Origin of the sequence: Arthrobacter sp. S2(2024) (assembly GCF_036662515.1) — a bacterium.
GTDB lineage: Bacteria > Actinomycetota > Actinomycetes > Actinomycetales > Micrococcaceae > Arthrobacter.
The window spans coordinates 1-15,440 of record NZ_JAYKZI010000005.1 but is presented as its reverse complement, the minus strand read 5'-3'; the positions used below and the strand labels follow the sequence as shown (position 1 = coordinate 15,440).

16 protein-coding genes are annotated in these 15,440 nt (G+C 64.2%); 6 read left to right on the top strand and 10 right to left on the bottom strand.

Annotated features, from left to right (window positions below):
- Positions 1-103 precede the first annotated feature (103 nt).
- Positions 104-913: a hypothetical protein gene (locus VLA65_RS12255; protein WP_332602656.1), complete on the top strand. Its 810-nt coding sequence runs from the start codon at positions 104-106 to the stop codon at positions 911-913.
- Positions 914-959: 46 nt separating this feature from the next.
- Here the strand turns inward: VLA65_RS12255 and VLA65_RS12250 are convergent, their stop codons facing one another.
- Together VLA65_RS12250 and VLA65_RS12245 are read right to left on the bottom strand one after the other, a co-directional pair.
- Positions 960-1,667, bottom strand: coding sequence for a redox-sensing transcriptional repressor Rex (locus VLA65_RS12250; RefSeq protein ID WP_059389518.1), 708 nt, complete (start codon positions 1,665-1,667; stop codon positions 960-962).
- A 51-nt stretch (positions 1,668-1,718) separates the two neighbouring features.
- Positions 1,719-1,973, bottom strand: coding sequence for a glutaredoxin family protein (locus VLA65_RS12245; RefSeq protein WP_059389517.1), 255 nt, complete (start codon positions 1,971-1,973; stop codon positions 1,719-1,721).
- Between the two features lie 77 nt (positions 1,974-2,050).
- On the opposite strand from VLA65_RS12245, the gene VLA65_RS12240 reads away from it, so the two are divergent.
- Complete coding sequence (locus VLA65_RS12240) at positions 2,051-2,869, top strand: HAD family hydrolase (protein ID WP_284990086.1); 819 nt, start codon at positions 2,051-2,053, stop codon at positions 2,867-2,869.
- Between the two features lie 301 nt (positions 2,870-3,170).
- Here the strand turns inward: VLA65_RS12240 and VLA65_RS12235 are convergent, their stop codons facing one another.
- The 3 genes from VLA65_RS12235 to VLA65_RS12225 all read right to left on the bottom strand — a co-directional run bounded on the left by VLA65_RS12235 (position 3,171) and on the right by VLA65_RS12225 (position 4,956).
- On the bottom strand, positions 3,171-3,269 hold the full coding sequence (locus VLA65_RS12235; protein WP_003792170.1) for a 30S ribosomal protein bS22: 99 nt from the start codon (positions 3,267-3,269) through the stop codon (positions 3,171-3,173).
- Between the two features lie 173 nt (positions 3,270-3,442).
- The gene (locus VLA65_RS12230) at positions 3,443-3,655 is read right to left on the bottom strand and encodes a helix-turn-helix domain-containing protein (protein WP_059389516.1); all 213 of its coding nucleotides are present in this window, start codon (positions 3,653-3,655) and stop codon (positions 3,443-3,445) included.
- Positions 3,656-3,813: 158 nt separating this feature from the next.
- Positions 3,814-4,956 (bottom strand): 3-deoxy-7-phosphoheptulonate synthase, encoded by a 1,143-nt coding sequence (locus tag VLA65_RS12225; protein ID WP_332602655.1) that lies wholly within the window; start codon positions 4,954-4,956, stop codon positions 3,814-3,816.
- 325 nt (positions 4,957-5,281) lie between these two features.
- On the opposite strand from VLA65_RS12225, the gene VLA65_RS12220 reads away from it, so the two are divergent.
- Positions 5,282-6,295 (top strand): LacI family DNA-binding transcriptional regulator, encoded by a 1,014-nt coding sequence (locus VLA65_RS12220; protein ID WP_284990089.1) that lies wholly within the window; start codon positions 5,282-5,284, stop codon positions 6,293-6,295.
- Here the strand turns inward: VLA65_RS12220 and VLA65_RS12215 are convergent.
- A complete protein-coding gene (locus VLA65_RS12215; RefSeq protein ID WP_332602654.1) occupies positions 6,285-6,989 on the bottom strand; it encodes a FadR/GntR family transcriptional regulator in 705 nt (234 codons plus the stop codon). The two genes, VLA65_RS12220 and VLA65_RS12215, sit on opposite strands and share 11 nt — an antisense overlap.
- 79 nt (positions 6,990-7,068) lie before the next feature.
- Between VLA65_RS12215 and VLA65_RS12210 the strand changes: the two genes are divergently transcribed.
- Positions 7,069-8,373, top strand: coding sequence for an alpha-hydroxy acid oxidase (locus VLA65_RS12210; RefSeq protein ID WP_332602653.1), 1,305 nt, complete (start codon positions 7,069-7,071; stop codon positions 8,371-8,373).
- Positions 8,374-8,414: 41 nt separating this feature from the next.
- Here VLA65_RS12210 and gdhA read toward each other — a convergent pair whose 3' ends face one another.
- From gdhA to VLA65_RS12195, 3 genes are all read right to left on the bottom strand, one after another.
- Entirely contained in the window at positions 8,415-9,752 is a 1,338-nt protein-coding gene (gene gdhA / locus VLA65_RS12205; RefSeq protein ID WP_332602652.1) for an NADP-specific glutamate dehydrogenase, read from the bottom strand.
- Between the two features lie 372 nt (positions 9,753-10,124).
- On the bottom strand, positions 10,125-10,709 hold the full coding sequence (locus VLA65_RS12200; protein WP_332602651.1) for an ArsR/SmtB family transcription factor: 585 nt from the start codon (positions 10,707-10,709) through the stop codon (positions 10,125-10,127).
- Positions 10,710-10,805: 96 nt separating this feature from the next.
- Complete coding sequence (locus VLA65_RS12195) at positions 10,806-12,017, bottom strand: acetoin utilization protein AcuC (RefSeq protein ID WP_306959214.1); 1,212 nt, start codon at positions 12,015-12,017, stop codon at positions 10,806-10,808.
- A 111-nt stretch (positions 12,018-12,128) separates the two neighbouring features.
- Between VLA65_RS12195 and VLA65_RS12190 the strand changes: the two genes are divergently transcribed.
- Together VLA65_RS12190 and VLA65_RS12185 are read left to right on the top strand one after the other, a co-directional pair.
- Entirely contained in the window at positions 12,129-13,562 is a 1,434-nt protein-coding gene (locus VLA65_RS12190; RefSeq protein WP_284990362.1) for a TrkH family potassium uptake protein, read from the top strand.
- 40 nt (positions 13,563-13,602) lie between these two features.
- Complete coding sequence (locus tag VLA65_RS12185) at positions 13,603-14,241, top strand: potassium channel family protein (protein WP_171983496.1); 639 nt, start codon at positions 13,603-13,605, stop codon at positions 14,239-14,241.
- A 15-nt stretch (positions 14,242-14,256) separates the two neighbouring features.
- Here the strand turns inward: VLA65_RS12185 and proC are convergent, their stop codons facing one another.
- On the bottom strand, positions 14,257-15,087 hold the full coding sequence (proC, locus tag VLA65_RS12180) for a pyrroline-5-carboxylate reductase (protein ID WP_332602650.1): 831 nt from the start codon (positions 15,085-15,087) through the stop codon (positions 14,257-14,259).
- Positions 15,088-15,440 lie beyond the last annotated feature (353 nt).

The window sequence follows — 15,440 nt, the reverse complement described above, 5'->3', positions numbered from 1 at the left end:
CACCAGCGCTGTGCCGTCGGGGTACGGTGGAATTAAGCCGAGCTGGGGGCGGGGCACGTTGCACCCGGCAGCCGTATCTGCAGTCGACACGCAAAGGAATGCCATGAGCACCCCTCCGTACCCGCCGTCCACTCCGGGCGAGAATCCCACCCCTGAGGAGCCGAAATACGGCCAGCAGACACCCCAGCAGGGTCAGCCGCCGCAATACGGCCAACAAGCTCCTCAGTTCGGGCAGCCTTCGGCTCCGCAGTACGGCCAGCAGGCGCCCCAGCAGCCGTCCGCACCCCAGTACGGGCAACAGGCTCCCCAGTACGGGCAGCCGTCCGCACCCCAGTATGGACAACAGGCTCCCCAGTACGGGCAGCAGCCGCAGTACGGGCAGCCTTCCGTCCCGCAGTACGGGCAGGGCGGCCCCGTCACTTGGCCGAGCCAGCAGCCCGCTGCGACGTCCGGAGTCCCGCAGTTGGTCAACATCTCCTTCTGGCTGATGATTGCCGCAGGGGTACTGACCTTGATCGGCATTCCCTTCACTATCGCTACGCTGAACTCGCCGGCAGGCAAGAACATGTTCAACCAGGCCCTGTCGGCGCAAGGAAGCAACGCTTCAGGCATAGACACAAGCACCTTCATCGGCATTGCGATCACGTTCCTGGTTATCTTCTCGGTGATCTTTGCCGGGCTCTACGCATTGGTTGCGTTCAATGTCCGGAAGGGGAAGAACTGGGCCCGCATCCTGGGCACGGTCTTCGCTGGAATTTCCCTGCTGGGCCTGACCCAGATCGGCATGGGCACCATCACCATCCTCTTGGGCATCGCCGCGATCGTGATGCTCTATTTGCCGGCCTCGGCGCCGTACTTCCGGAAAGCCCAGCCGTTCGCGAACCCTTACGGCCAGGCGCCGTACGGCCGCTAGGCGCTAGACGCTAAAACCAAAACAACGGGTGCAGACCCGGTCCGGCCTAAATGGCCTGGCCCGGGGTCTGTGCCCGTTGTGCGTGATACGCCAGGATCTGGAGCTCGGTGGCCATGTCCACTTTGCGCAGATTCACGTACGGAGGAACTTGCAGCAGCACCGGGGCAAAGCTGAGGATGCTGCGGATACCCGCGCTGATCACGCGGTCGCAGACGCCTTGTGCCACCGCGGCCGGGAGGGCCAGGACAACCATGTTGGTTCCGGTCCGCTGAAGGACCGTTTCAAGATTGGCGGCGTCGCTGACCCGCAGCCAGCCGACCTCATTCCCGATAATCATGGGATCGGCGTCGAGGATCGCCACCACGTCGAAACCGCGCGACTCGAAGCCGCCGTACCGTGCCAAGGCCTTGCCCAGGTTGCCGGCGCCCACAATGGCCACTTTCCAGTCGTGGGTCAGGCCGAGCGCCGCCGCGATGTGCCGGCTCAGGTATTGGACCTCGTACCCGACGCCACGCGTTCCGTAGGAGCCGACGTAGGAGAGGTCTTTGCGCAAGGTGGACGAACTGACTCCGGACGCCTCAGCCAACGCCTCGGAGGAAACCCGTTCCACGCCTTCACCGAGCAGGGAGTTCAGAGCGCGCAGGTAAAGCGTCATCCGGGCCACAGCCGCGGGCGGTATCTGCTTCGCGGCAGACTCCTTGTCCCCGGGTACAGCCTCGGCGGACGGTTCCAGCGCAGTCACGTTCTTCTCCATTGCGTCGCTTTGTTTTCCCACTCTATTGCCAACAAAGCTCTGCACGCATGTTCAGGCGGCGATGGCCTTCTTCAGGACCCGCACCAATCGTGCCTCATCGATTTTCCAGAAATCCCGCTGGATTCCGTCCACGAATACCACCGGGATCTCCTCGGCGTAGCGCTCGCGCAGTGCCGGGTCAGTGTCGATTGACTGTTCGGTCCACGTGAGCCCAAGGCTTGAGGTCACGCGTTCAACGGCGTCCCGCGCCGCGGCGCAAAGGTGGCAGTCAGCTTTGGTGAGGAGTACGACGTCGGGATTTGGCATGGTTCAACGGTATCGCTTCAGCGTCGTCACGGCAGTCGCGAACGGCAGGGGGCCGGACGATTGACTAGACTCGAGGCATGCCCGTCGAGAAGAACGCCGTTGTGGCCACCGCGCCGGCTGCAACGCAGCAACACGGCGAAGCCGCATTCTTCGACGTCGACAACACCCTCATGAAGGGTGCCAGCCTCTTCCACGTTGCCCGGAAGATGTATGAACGCAGGGCCTTCACGCTCTCCCAAGCCGCGGGCTTTGCCTGGAAGCAGTTCAAGTTCGTGCTCCGGGGCGAAAAGATGGAGGACGTCCATTCCGTCCGGGATTCCGCGCTGATCCTCGCGGCCGGTATCAAGGTGTCCGATATCAAGGAGCTGGGCGAAGAGGTCTACGACGAGATGATCGAGTCGCGGATCTGGCCCGGTACCAAGGCCCTGGCGGAACAGCACCTGCGTGTTGGCCGGAAGGTCTGGCTCGTGACCGCCACGCCCATCGAAGTTGCCACCGTCATTTCCACGCGGCTCGGCCTGACCGGCGCCCTGGGTACCGTGGGCGAGGTTGAAGATGGCGCTTACACCGGCCGGTTGGTGGGCGAGATCCTCCACGGGCCAGCCAAGGCCGTGGCCGTGCAGCGCGTAGCGGACGAAGAAGGCCTGGACCTGAAGCGCTGCTGGGCGTACAGCGATTCGCATAACGATATCCCGCTGCTCACGTTGGTGGGCCACCCCGTGTGCATCAATCCCGACGCCGGGCTTCGCCGCCACGCGCGGGAGAACAACTGGCCTGTTTACGACTTCCGTTCCGGCCGCCGGGCAGCCACGCTCGGCCTCAAGGCCGCGACCGTCGGAGGCGCCGTCTACGGCTTGTGGCGGGGCTTCTCCAAGTTCCGCAGCCCGAGGGCCTAACCCCGGCAACCCTCGCTCACATATACCCGCCTCCCCGGCAACCCTCGCTCACATGTACCCGCCTCCCCGGCAACCCTCGCTCACATATACCCGCCTCCCCGGCAACCCTCGCTCACATGATGTGACGACCGCAGTTCCGGCATGTACCCACATACGTGAGCGAGCGTTGTCGAAACGGCCGACATACGTGAGCGAGGGTCCGGGGAAAAGCGCTCATATGTGAGCGAGCGTCATCGGGGACGGACGCAAAAATGCCCGCCGCCTTGAGAGGCAACGGGCATTCACGCTGTAGGAAGTATCTCTACTTCTTATTGCGACGCTGGTGGCGGGTCTTGCGAAGCAGTTTGCGGTGCTTCTTCTTGGCCATACGCTTGCGGCGCTTCTTAATAACTGAACCCACGTAAGTTCCTTACCAAACTAGATTGAGATTCTGTCTGCTGGGTGAGGTCCTTGAACTGAGCAACAGACTTTACAACTGACAGATTCTTACAATGACGTAAAACGTTCCTTAACAGGGTACCGCTTATCGGGGGCACCCAATGACCGCTGGCCCTTGAGGGGACCAAGCGGGGCTCAGGCCGTCTCTGAGTGTCCGTCGACGACCGCGCCCTTGAGGTACTGGCTCACGGCATCTTCGGGGACCCGGAATGATCGTCCAAATCGGACGGCCGGCAATTCTCCCGAGTGGACCAGACGGTACACGGTCATTTTGGAAACCCGGAGGACTTCGGCAACTTCAGCCACTGTCATGAAACGCGCGTTCGAGAAGTTAGTCTCTGCGGACATTTCTCCATATTCCTTTGCTCTCAGCGGTTAGCGGCGAACCCCAGCATTCATTACCTGGTGTGCCGATGCTGAGCCATCAAACAACCATGTGCTAGATACTCTAGAGGCTGCTGGTACCAAAGTGAAAGTCTTTCGTCCAAGTGGAGACTAGGTTTCACTTAGTTGGAAGCAGCTATCCGACGCTTTCGGGCCGAGGCCGCCAACTGGTTCAGGACGGACACCGTGACGTCCCATTCCATGCAGGCGTCGGTGACGCTCTGGCCGTACACCAGCTCTTGTTCGCCGGCCGACTGCCGCTCCACATCCAGGTTCTGCGCCCCACCGACAAGGAAGCTCTCCAGCATGACGCCGGCGATCGGCGAAGCAACGTCATCTTCCAACTGCGCGCCGATCTCCAAGGCGACTTCGGCCTGGCGGTGGTGGCTCTTGCCACTGTTGGCATGGCTCGCGTCAACGATGAGCCGCGGGTTCAAGCCCTTTGCCGAGAGCTTCTCCGAGGCAGCGGCAACCTGGTCCGCGGCGTAGTTCGGTCCCTTGCGGCCGCCGCGCAGGATCACATGGGTGTCCGGGTTGCCCGAGGTCGCCACGAGGGCGGCGCGGCCCTCGCCGTCGATCCCCAGGAACGCCTGGGATGCCGCAGAGGCGCCGCAGGCATCGATCGCGACTTGGAGGTCGCCGTCGGTCCCGTTCTTAAAACCGATCGGCATGGACAGTCCGGAGGCGAGCTGGCGGTGGATCTGGCTCTCGGTGGTCCGCGCACCGATGGCGCCCCATGCCACGAGGTCGGCCATGTATTGCGGGCTGATGGGTTCCAGGAACTCGGTGGCCGTCGGCAGGCCCAGGGCCGTGACTTGTTGGAGGAATCCACGGGCGGCACGGAGTCCGGCCGCGATGTCGTGGCTGCCGTCCAAGTGGGGATCGTTGATGAGGCCCTTCCAGCCCACCGTGGTGCGCGGCTTCTCGAAGTAGGCCCGCATGACGATGAGCAGGTCTTCCTTGTGCTTCTCCGCCTGGCTGACCAGCCTGCGCGCGTATTCCAGGCCGGCCTTCGGATCGTGGATGGAGCACGGTCCCACGATCACCAGGAGGCGATCGTCCACGCCGTCCATGATGGCGCGGACTCCGTCGCGTCCGCGCTCGACGACGGCGGAGGCCTTAGCGTCCAGCGGCAGTTCCGCGCTGATTTCCTGCGGCGTGGGGAGCGGCTCGAAGCGGCTGACGCGCAAGTTCGACGTCGACTGCGCGCCGGGATTTTCGACGTCGGCATTTAGTGTGGTGGGCTCTGCGGCGATGCTGGTCATGAAAAGGGGTCCTGTTCCGGAGAGGAGCGGACCCTACTCAGAGCCCGCCTGGAAATGGCGAAGGGCAGAGAATGATCTCTGCCCTGTTGGCTCTGAAGGAAAGTTGGATGCGTGTCAGTTAGACGCGGGCCCCTCCAGAGCCAACGAAAAATACGCATACCAACGCTTAGTCATAGCGAAACCATAGCGGCAGGCTCCGGATTCCCGCAAATCGAAATGCAACGACATCAAGGGAAACCGTTTCCTCACTCACTATAAACTTCACCTCAGAACACACATCGCCGCAGCATTGGAACAGGGCGGCATCAGCTCCAGGAAGGAAAGCATGCCAGGCAGAAGGAACACCCGGCGGGTGGGCATCGCAGATGTGGCATCCATGGCCGGCGTTTCGCATGCCACGGTTTCCCGCGTCATGAACGGAAACACAACCGTGGACGCGGACATTGCCGCCCGCGTGCGCGCAGCCGCTTCCGAGCTGAAGTACAAGCCGAACCCGGTAGGCCGAAGCCTGGCCCTGGGGAAAACGGACACTATCGGAATCGTGGTGCCGGACCTGTCCAACCCCACCTTCCAGGCCATCCTTCGCGGGCTGAGTATTGCCGCCGCCCGCGACGGCTACCGCGTGTTGATCGCCGACTCGTCCGAAGTTTCCAGCGAAGAAGCGATCCTCGCCGGGGAAGCCCGGAGGCGATGCGACGGCGTCGTTCTTTGCGCCCCCCGCATGAGCGACGCCGACCTGGAAGAACTCGCCCCCACGCTCTATCCCCTGGTCCTCATCAACCGCACCACCGAGTCGGTGCCGACTCCCAGCCTCGTAGTGGACTACGGCCAAGGCATCCAGGAGCTTGCCGCCCACTTGGTGGAATTGGGCCACCGCAAACTGGCCTACTTGACGGGACCGGACCGCAGTGCGTCCAACGTGCAGCGTCTCCGTGGGCTCGAGAAGTTTACGGCCGAATTCCCGGATGTCGAACTGCAGTTCATTCCCGGAGGGAACACGTTCGACGCCGGATTCGAGTCGAGCGATGCCGTCGCCGCCTGCGGCGCCACCGGCATCCTTGTCTTCAACGACGTCGCGGCGATGGGCCTCTTGAGCGGACTCAGCGAGCGCGGGATCCGCGTGCCGGAGGACTTGTCCCTCACGGGTTTCGATGACATGCCGTTCGCCCGGTACACCATGCCTCCGCTGACCACTGCGGCTGTACCGATTTCCGACCTCGGGGACCTTGCGTGGCGCCGCATGCGGGAGCAGATCCAGACCAACGACGCCGCCTCCCCCACGAACTACTTCCCGCCCCGGATTGAGCTCAGGGGAAGCACCGGACCCGTCAAGGCCTAGTTTCCTCAGGGGCCTTCCCCAGCCCGGCTTCCCGGTAGTACCCCTCGATGTGCGCGGCCACGAGCGTCGCCGCCCGGCCGCCGTCGCCGTCGTTCACTGCCGCCAAAATGGCGCGGTGCTCGGACCGCAGGCGATCGGCGGTGCGATCCCAATCCGGCAGGTTCGCCGTGAGCGCCGCGGCGTACCCCTCGATCGCTTCACGGAGCGAGCCCATGATGGTGCTCACCACGGCATTTCCTGCGGCTTCCGCCAGCGCCAGGTGGAAGGCGACGTCCAGTGCGAGGAAGTCGTCGACGGCGGCACTCAGGTCCATCTCGTCCAGGAGCCTCGCTGCTTCGTTGAGTTCGGGGGCGTCGGCCTTGGCGCGCGACGCCGCCCATGATTCGAGCAGGACCCGTGTTTCCACGATGTCGGCGACGGGCAAATGCTGTGTGGCCACGTGGAGGCGGAGCGCTGACCCGAGTGCCGTGGCCGGTTCCGCGATAACCACCGTCCCGGCGTCCTTGCCGGAGCCGACTCCCGCCCGCACCAAGCCCATGGCTTCCAGGATCCGGATTGCTTCGCGGACCGAGGTCCGTGAAACTTCCAACTGTTCGGCCAGCGCCCGCTCGGCGGGGAGCCGTCCACCAAGCACCAAATGCCCGTCGGACAATTGCTTTTCGATCCAACTCAGGACGAGCTCGTGCGTTCGCATGGATAAATAGTAGTTGATGTGGTTGGACCACATGGCATAGAGTGTGGTCTAACCACACAAGTCCACGGGAGACAGCATCATGACGCAGACCGTCCAGCCAAGCAACGCCCCTTCCCTTGAGGTGCCCGCGAACGTATCCTCCGCCGTCGGGCGTCCTGCTGCACTCAAGCGGCGGGTTCCCAAGTACTCAGACCTGGCGCCGCTCATGAAGTTCAAGAAGCCCGAGTTCAGCAACGCCGCGAAGCTGCGCCGCGCATCCACCATTTGGGAACTGCGGGACATGGCCAAGCGGCGCACTCCCCAGGCGCCGTTCGACTACACGGACGGTGCAGCGGAGGCGGAGATCACCCTTCGCCGGGCCCGCCAGGCTTTCCAGGACATCGAGTTCCGGCCGGGGATCCTGCGCGACGTCTCCAACATCGATCTCAGGACCGGGATCCTGGGCAAGGAATCCCGGCTTCCGTTCGGCATCGCGCCAACTGGGTTCACCCGCATGATGCAGTCGGAGGGCGAGTATGCGGGCTCGCAGGCGGCCGAAGCGGCTGGTATTCCGTACACCCTCTCCACGATGGGCACGGCTTCCATCGAGGACGTGGCCGCGGCGGCTCCGAAGGGCCGCAACTGGTTTCAGCTCTACCTCTGGACGGACCGCGACCGTTCCCTGGAATTGATCGAGCGCGCCGCCAAGGCCGGAAACGACACCCTGATGGTCACGGTGGACACCGCCGTCGCCGGTGCCCGGCTGCGGGACGTCCGCAACGGCATGACGATTCCGCCGGCGCTCACCGTAAAGACCGTCCTGGATGCTTCGTACAGGCCCGCATGGTGGTTCAACTTCCTCACGCACGAGCCGCTAACCTTCGCCTCGCTCTCCCGCTACACCGGAACCGTGGCCGACCTCATCAACTCCATGTTCGACCCCACCCTGACCTTCGACGATCTCGACTGGCTCCGCGAAACCTGGAAGGGCAAGCTGGTGGTCAAGGGCATCCAGACGGTGGACGATGCCCGCAAGGTGGTGGACCACGGCGCGGACGGCGTCGTGATCTCCAACCACGGCGGCCGCCAACTGGACCGGGCACCGATTCCGCTGCACCTCGTTCCGGAGGTCTCCGCGGCGCTGAAGGCGGACAACAGCGACGCGGCCGTCATCCTGGACACGGGCATCATGAGCGGCGCCGACATCGTGGCGGCCCTGGCCCTCGGTGCCGACTTCACGTTGATCGGCCGCGCCTACCTGTACGGGCTCATGGCAGGCGGGCGCGCAGGCGTGGACCGCACCATCCAGATCCTGGAAAAGGACATGGCCCGCACCATGGCCCTGCTCGGAGTGACGAAGATTTCAGAACTCACCCCGGACCACGTGCGTCTGCTGCAGCACTAGGTCGGGCGGGTGGGCAGGGTGGGTTCGGTGGGCGCGGCGCGCTAGATCAGGCCCTGTGCCAGCATGGCGTCGGCGACCTTCACGAAGCCGCCGATGTTGGCACCCAGGACATAGTTGCCCGGGGCGCCATATTCCTCCGCGGTTGCGGCACAGCGATCGTGGATGCCCACCATGATTTCCGTCAGGCGGGCTTCCGTGTGTTCGAAGGACCAGGAATCGCGGCTGGCGTTCTGCTGCATCTCCAAGGCCGACGTTGCTACGCCACCGGCGTTGGCCGCCTTGCCCGGGGCAAACAGGATGCCTGCGTCCTGGAAAACGGCAACGGCTTCACGGGTGGAGGGCATGTTGGCGCCTTCGGCGACTGCCAGCAGGCCGTTGCTGACGAGCTTGGCCGCTGCGTCGCCGTCGAGCTCGTTTTGAGTCGCGCACGGCAGGGCAACGGTACCGTTGACATCCCAGACCGAGCCACCGGCCACATAACTGGCGCCCCGGCGTCGCTCCGCGTATTCAGTGAGGCGGCCCCGCTCAATCTCCTTGATCTGGCGGAGCAGCGCGACGTCGATGCCGGCCTCGTCAACCACATAGCCCGCGGAGTCGGAACAGGCCACCACGGTGGCGCCAAGGGCCTGGGCTTTGGCGATGGCGTAGATGGCCACGTTTCCCGAACCGGAGACCACGACGCGTTGGCCATCGAAGGACCGGCCCCGGGTCTTGAGCATCTCCTGGGCAAAGATGACCGTGCCGAAACCAGTGGCTTCCGGACGGACCAGGGAGCCGCCCCACGACATTCCCTTGCCAGTCAGCACACCCGACTCATAGCGGTTAGTGATGCGTTTGTACTGGCCGAACAGGTAGCCGATCTCGCGGCCTCCCACACCGATGTCGCCGGCAGGAACGTCCGTGTATTCACCGATGTGGCGGTACAACTCGGTCATGAATGACTGGCAAAAGCGCATGATTTCGGCATCGGAGCGGCCACGGGGATCGAAATCCGAGCCGCCCTTGCCGCCACCGATCGGCATGCCTGTCAGGGCATTCTTGAAGATCTGCTCGAAGCCGAGGAACTTGACGATGCCCAGGTAGACCGAGGGGTGGAAGCGCAGTCCACCCTTGTAGGGGCCCAATGCTGAATTGAACTCGACGCGGAAACCGCGGTTGACGTGAACACGTCCGGCGTCGTCGGTCCACGGGACGCGGAAGATGATTTGGCGCTCCGGTTCGCACAGGCGCTCAAGGACAGCGCCCTCGAGGAATTCCGGGTGCCGGTCATGTACCGGGCCAAGGCTTTCGAAGACCTCGGTGACGGCTTGGTGAAATTCCAGCTCGCCCGGGTTCCGCGCCAAGACGGTGTCCCGGACTGCTTCCAGCCTCGAATCCATGTGACTCCCTACAACTTCTGCGCCGAACGGCGGATCTGAAACGACCCCGCCATGCTCGCATCAGACGCGCGCCAATCTCCATCCGAACCGATTACGACCAAGCAGCACGTCGACCAATTTCCCGGCGAAGTCGGCATCTTTTGCTGTCGAAAAGGACCAATGACCCAGGAACAGATCCTCGCGAAGCCAGCCGTCCCACAACTTCAGAAAGGCGACACTAGATCCGAAGGGCTGCGCCAGCGGGCCTCCGGCCCGGCCCATGACTCTGAAAGTGGCGGGGATCGCGCACGGCCACAAAGGTTGCAGGGACTTCCCTGACCAACATCGGGCAGAAGCCAATCGCGGCGTGAACGGGATCACGCCAACTTGCCGCTACTTCTTTCGCCCGAACTTCGGCAGGTTGGGCAGGTTCGGCAGGTTCGCCAAGAGGTCCGCAGCCTTGGTTGCGGCACGGCCAACCGTGCGGCCGATCTGCTGCGGCCTGGTGTCGTCGATTCCGGCGGCGGCGGCAACAGCTCCGGTGGCGGAAGCGGCTTCAGGCGAGCGCTCGACGTCGGTGCTCGCCGGAGGAGCGACGATCGGCTCGCCGTCGGTCTGGTTCCGCGCGGCACCCGGCTGGCCCGTGGCGCCTTGGCCTGCCGTACGTGGCCGGGGGCTGCGGGCCGGCGTGGCGGCTTCGTCCGCGGGCTTCGCGGGTCCGACGTCGAACGTCTCCAGCCAGCTGGCAACACCGGCGAGCGGCTTCGGGTTCAACGCGTAATAGCGTTTCTGTCCCTGCGCGCGCATGCTGACGAGATCCGCCTCGCGGAGTACCTTCAAATGCTTTGAGATGGTGGGCTGGCTCGCTGCGAGCTCCTCCACCAGTTCCCCCACAGCCTTATCCCCAGAGCGGAGGGAAACCAGAATGTCACGCCGGGTTGCCTCAGCAATGACGGCAAATACGTCGTCAGTCACCATGCCTCCCACCCTAGCGACATATACGCCAAAAGGCATCAACTATTTCGCATATGCGCGCGGCGTTGACCCAGCCTTGCGCGGCCGGCCGAGCAGCTATCAGTCGAACCAGGGATCCAGACCGTAAAGCGGAAAGATTTCTTTGCGGGTGGCGATGATGGTGCGGTCCACGGCGTCAGCCGGGTCATAGCCGACCTCCCACGAACGCCACCAGGTGTCCACGCCGTCGCCCATGAGTTCGGGAACCGTATCCCCGTACTTTTCCCTGACATGGCTCCGGAAAGCCTCCGGAACCGGAGCCGTCAGCTGGACAGGATGTTGGGCCACGATGCCGATCAAATGGCTCCACGTGCGCGGTACGACTCCCGTGATGTCGTACCCCCCTCCCCCGGTGGCGATCCAACGGTTTTCGCAGAACCTGGCGGCGAGGCCCGCGACGGCGTTGGCTGCCTCGCGCTGGCCGTCCACGCTCAGGTTGAGGTGCGTGAGGGGATCGAGTTTGTGGGAGTCGCAGCCGTGCTGGCTCACAATGACTTCAGGTTCAAAGGCCTGCACGAGTTGGGGTACCACGGCATGGAAGGCGCGCAACCACCCTGCGTCCCCCGTCCACGCAGGCAACGCCACGTTGACGGCTGTCCCCTGGGCGTCCCGGCCGCCGATCTCGTTGGCGAATCCCGTTCCCGGGAACAGCGAGAGCCCGCTTTCGTGCAGGGAAATCGTCAGGACCCTGGGGTCGTTCCAGAAGATGCTCTGGGTGCCGTCGCCGTGGTGGGCGTCGACGTCGATGTACGCGACCCGCCGGACACCGCCGTCGAGCAGCCTCTGCACGGCGAGAGCGGCGTCGTTATAGATACAGAAGCCGCTGGCCCGCTCTCGGGAGGCATGGTGAAGGCCGCCGCCGAAGTTGACGGCCCGGACCGCGGTCCCGGACAGGATTGCCTCGGCCGCGAGCAAGGACCCGCCGGCGAGCCGGGCGCTGGCCTCGTGCATCCCTGCAAACGCTGGATCATCCTCGGTGCCGAGCCCGCGTTCCGGGTCCGGCGTCGTCGGATCTTCGCTTGAACGCCGCACCGCGGCGACATATTCGGCGCTGTGCACTGCCAGGAGGTCGACGTCGGACGCGACCTCAGGCGCTTGGACGGACACATGCTCCAGGTCGAAAAGTCCGAGCGCCGCGGCGAGCCTGGCCGTCAGCTCAAGCCGCGCGGGGGCCATCGGGTGCGAGGGACCGAAATTGTATGCGGTCATGGCGGGATCCCACGCCACCGTCGTTGGCAGCGGGGACGGACGGAGGCCTGCCCAGGAAGTCATCAATGACAGGCTACCCGAGCGGCGGAACGCACCTGCCCCGTTACAGCGGGCGATTAGTGGTTTACTACTCAGGAAAGCAGAATCAATCGACCAGAAGCGAACAGCACTGCCATGACTCAAAGCCAGTCGAGGTCCCTAGACCCGGCCAGCTGGCAAACCGTCCAGCCGGAGCGGGGAGGCCTGTGGATTTTCACGGGTATCCGCGACTTCATCGACAACATCGCCAACTCCTCACCGGCCCGATTGGCGCTCACGGCGTACGTCTTCGCGATTCTCTTGTTCACCGGCCTGCTTTCCCTGCCGGCGGCATCGGCCGACGGTGCGGTCACTCCCATCCACCAGGCCCTGTTCACCGCTGTCTCGAGCGTGTGCGTGACCGGTTTGACGGTTGTGTCGACGGCGACGCACTGGACCTTCTTCGGCCAGCTCGTGATTCTCGTCGGCATCTTCGTCGGCGGATTGGGAACCCTGACACTCGCCTCCCTCCTGGCGCTCATGGTCAGCAAACGGCTCGGTGTGAGGGGCAAGCTCATTGCGCAGGAGGCCATGAACAACGCCGGCCGCTTGGGCGAAGTGGGTACATTGTTGCGGATCGTCATCTCGACGTCCGTGACCATCGAGGCCGTCCTGGCCATCGCGATGATTCCCCGGTTCCTGACGCTCGGCGAGGACTTCTGGCAGGCCGTCTGGCACGGAGTCTTCTACTCGATCTCTTCCTTCAACAATGCCGGTTTCACACCCCATTCCGACGGAATCGTGCCGTACGAGACCGATCTGTGGATTCTCGTGCCGCTCATGCTTGGAGTGTTCCTCGGCAGCCTCGGCTTTCCGGTGATGCTGGTGCTCCGGCGGCACGGCCTGAATTGGAGGAAGTGGAGCCTCCACACCAAGCTGACCATCCAGGTTTCCTTGATCCTCCTCATTGCCGGCGCAGTCCTCTGGGCCTTGATGGAGTGGGACAACACCAACACCATCGCCAACATGAGCGTCGGCGACAAGATCACGCATTCCCTTTTCGCCTCGGTCATGACGCGCTCCGGTGGCTTCAACCTGGTCGACCAGGGGCACATGGATTCGACCACGAGGCTGCTGTCGGACGCGCTCATGTTCGCCGGCGGCGGTTCGGCGTCGACGGCCGGCGGCATCAAGGTGACCACCATCGCGGTCATGTTCCTCGCCATCGTCGCTGAGGCCCGGGGCGACGACGACGTGAAGGTCTACGGCCGCACGATCCCCGAGGGCACCATGCGGGTAGCCATCTCGGTGATCGTCGCGGGCGCCACCTTGGTGTGCGTATCCGCATTCCTGCTGTTGGCCATCAGCGGAGCGAGCCTGGACCGGGTGCTCTTCGAAACTATTTCAGCCTTTGCCACCGTGGGACTCAGCACGAACCTCAGCGCGGAACTGCCGCCGGCGGGGGTCTACGTCCTCGCCGCCCTCATGTTCGCCGGCCGCATCGGCACCATAACCCTTGCCTCCGCCCTGGCCCTCCGCCAGCGCAGGCAGCTATTCCATTACCCGGAAGAGAGGCCGATCATTGGCTAATTCAACAGGCGCCCCCAACCGGCCGGCGCACAACGCGCCCGTGCTGGTGATCGGCTTGGGCCGATTCGGTGCAGCCACCGCCGAGCAACTCGTCAAGCAGGGACGCGAAGTCCTGGCCATCGAGCGGGACCGCACGCTCGTCCAGAATTGGGCTTCCGTGCTGACCCATGTCGTTGAGGCGGACGCCACCAACATCGATGCCCTCCGCCAGCTCGGCGCGCAGGAATTCAGCTCCGCCGTAGTGGGTGTGGGAACCTCGATCGAGTCCTCGGTGCTCATCACGGTGAACCTCGTGGATCTGGGCATCGAACACCTCTGGGTGAAAGCGATCACGGCCTCACACGGCAAGATCCTCACGCGCATCGGCGCCAACCATGTCATCTACCCCGAGGCCGACGCCGGAGTGCGCGCAGCACACCTGGTCTCGGGGCGCATGCTGGACTTCATCGAGTTCGACGACGATTTCGCCATCGTGAAAATGTACCCGCCCAAGGAAACCGTGGGCTTCACGCTGGATGAGTCCAAGGTCCGTTCCAAGTACGGCGTGACCATTGTCGGCGTGAAATCCCCGGGCGAAGACTTCACCTACGCCCGGCCGGACACGAAGGTCTCCGGCCGCGACATGCTGATTGTGTCAGGGCACGTGGACCTGCTGGAACGGTTCGCTGCGCGGCCGTAGCTGCGGTGGGAGGAACTAAGCCAGCTGCTGTGTGATCTCCGCGGCCCGGGCCGCTGCGGCGCGGGCTCCGTCGGCGATGATCGCCGGTATCCCGCCGTCGTTGAACGCCGCGATGGCGCGTTCGGTGGTGCCGTTGGGGCTGGTCACGGCAATGCGCAGGGCCGTGGGGTCTGCTCCCGGCTCAGCGAGCATGAAACCGGCACCGGCCACAGTCTCGCGGGAAATCATGAGCGAGAGTTCGGGATCCAGGCCAAGTTCGACGCCGGCGGCAGCCATCGCCTCAGCCAGGTAGAAGGCGTACGCGGGGCCCGAGCCGCTGATGGCGGACAGGGCATCCACCTGGTCCTCGGGGATTTCCACGACCGTGCCCGCGGCAGCGAGGATGTCCTTGGCCTGCTGGAGCTGCTCGGGGGTGCAGTTGGTCCCGGGCGAAACGGAAACCACCCCGCGTCCGAGCTTGGCGGGCGTGTTGGGCATCGTGCGGATGACGGGCTGGCCCGCGGGCAGGGCTGCTTCCAACTGGGCGATGGACACGGCGGCGGCAACGCTGATCACGATGGTGTTCTTGGCCAGCGACGGTGAGATTTCGCGGGCGAGATCGGCAATGCCCACAGGCTTGACACCCAGGATGACAACCGAAGCGCCCTTCGTGGCCAGCTTGTTGTTATCTGGTTCCTCGGCCCCGGCGATGGTCATGACATGGTGGCGCTCGGCCAGTTCGGCGGCGCGTTCTGCGCGGCGTACGGTGGCGACGACGTCCGAGGGATCCGTTCCGGCAGCCAACAGGCCCCCCAGAATGGCCTCGTTCATGGACCCACAGCCAAGGAATGCGATTCGGTTGCTCATGGCTCCATGATGCCAGTTCAGCTGCTCCGCTGCAGAACCAATGCAGGACCGTCCAGGGGCGCCGAGGATTCCCAGCTAGTTCCCAAGATTATTGCAGGCTGCACCCAATATCGCTCCGTAACTTAGTAGTTACCTCATTGAGGGTGCGAGTGATGAGGCGGGCATGGGGATGTCCGCCACAAGCACCGGTGGTCGAACGGGTTTCCCCCCATTTTCCCGTATCGACCGCCGGTGCTTTCGGGTTATAGGACAAAACGTGTGTAAATCCCGCGCGTGTCACGTGCGTCCTGCCCAACCTTTGCGGGCCCAGAGGCCTTCCTCTGCGGTGGCTGTGTTGCCGTATTCCTCGGGTC

Excerpts from the sequence above, each read along its gene's own strand:
- VLA65_RS12220 (WP_284990089.1), top strand. The coding sequence starts at position 5,282 with ATGCCAGGCAGAAGGAACACCCGGCGGGTGGGCATCGCAGATGTGGCA.
- VLA65_RS12250 (WP_059389518.1), bottom strand. The coding sequence starts at position 1,667 with ATGGAGAAGAACGTGACTGCGCTGGAACCGTCCGCCGAGGCTGTACCC.
- proC (WP_332602650.1), bottom strand. The coding sequence starts at position 15,087 with ATGAGCAACCGAATCGCATTCCTTGGCTGTGGGTCCATGAACGAGGCC.
- VLA65_RS12200 (WP_332602651.1), bottom strand. The coding sequence starts at position 10,709 with ATGGTGACTGACGACGTATTTGCCGTCATTGCTGAGGCAACCCGGCGT.
- VLA65_RS12215 (WP_332602654.1), bottom strand. The coding sequence starts at position 6,989 with ATGCGAACGCACGAGCTCGTCCTGAGTTGGATCGAAAAGCAATTGTCC.
- VLA65_RS12245 (WP_059389517.1), bottom strand. The coding sequence starts at position 1,973 with ATGCCAAATCCCGACGTCGTACTCCTCACCAAAGCTGACTGCCACCTT.
- VLA65_RS12240 (WP_284990086.1), top strand. The coding sequence starts at position 2,051 with ATGCCCGTCGAGAAGAACGCCGTTGTGGCCACCGCGCCGGCTGCAACG.
- VLA65_RS12210 (WP_332602653.1), top strand. The coding sequence starts at position 7,069 with ATGACGCAGACCGTCCAGCCAAGCAACGCCCCTTCCCTTGAGGTGCCC.
- VLA65_RS12255 (WP_332602656.1), top strand. The coding sequence starts at position 104 with ATGAGCACCCCTCCGTACCCGCCGTCCACTCCGGGCGAGAATCCCACC.
- VLA65_RS12230 (WP_059389516.1), bottom strand. The coding sequence starts at position 3,655 with ATGTCCGCAGAGACTAACTTCTCGAACGCGCGTTTCATGACAGTGGCT.
- gdhA (WP_332602652.1), bottom strand. The coding sequence starts at position 9,752 with ATGGATTCGAGGCTGGAAGCAGTCCGGGACACCGTCTTGGCGCGGAAC.
- VLA65_RS12195 (WP_306959214.1), bottom strand. The coding sequence starts at position 12,017 with ATGACTTCCTGGGCAGGCCTCCGTCCGTCCCCGCTGCCAACGACGGTG.
- VLA65_RS12190 (WP_284990362.1), top strand. The coding sequence starts at position 12,129 with ATGACTCAAAGCCAGTCGAGGTCCCTAGACCCGGCCAGCTGGCAAACC.
- VLA65_RS12225 (WP_332602655.1), bottom strand. The coding sequence starts at position 4,956 with ATGACCAGCATCGCCGCAGAGCCCACCACACTAAATGCCGACGTCGAA.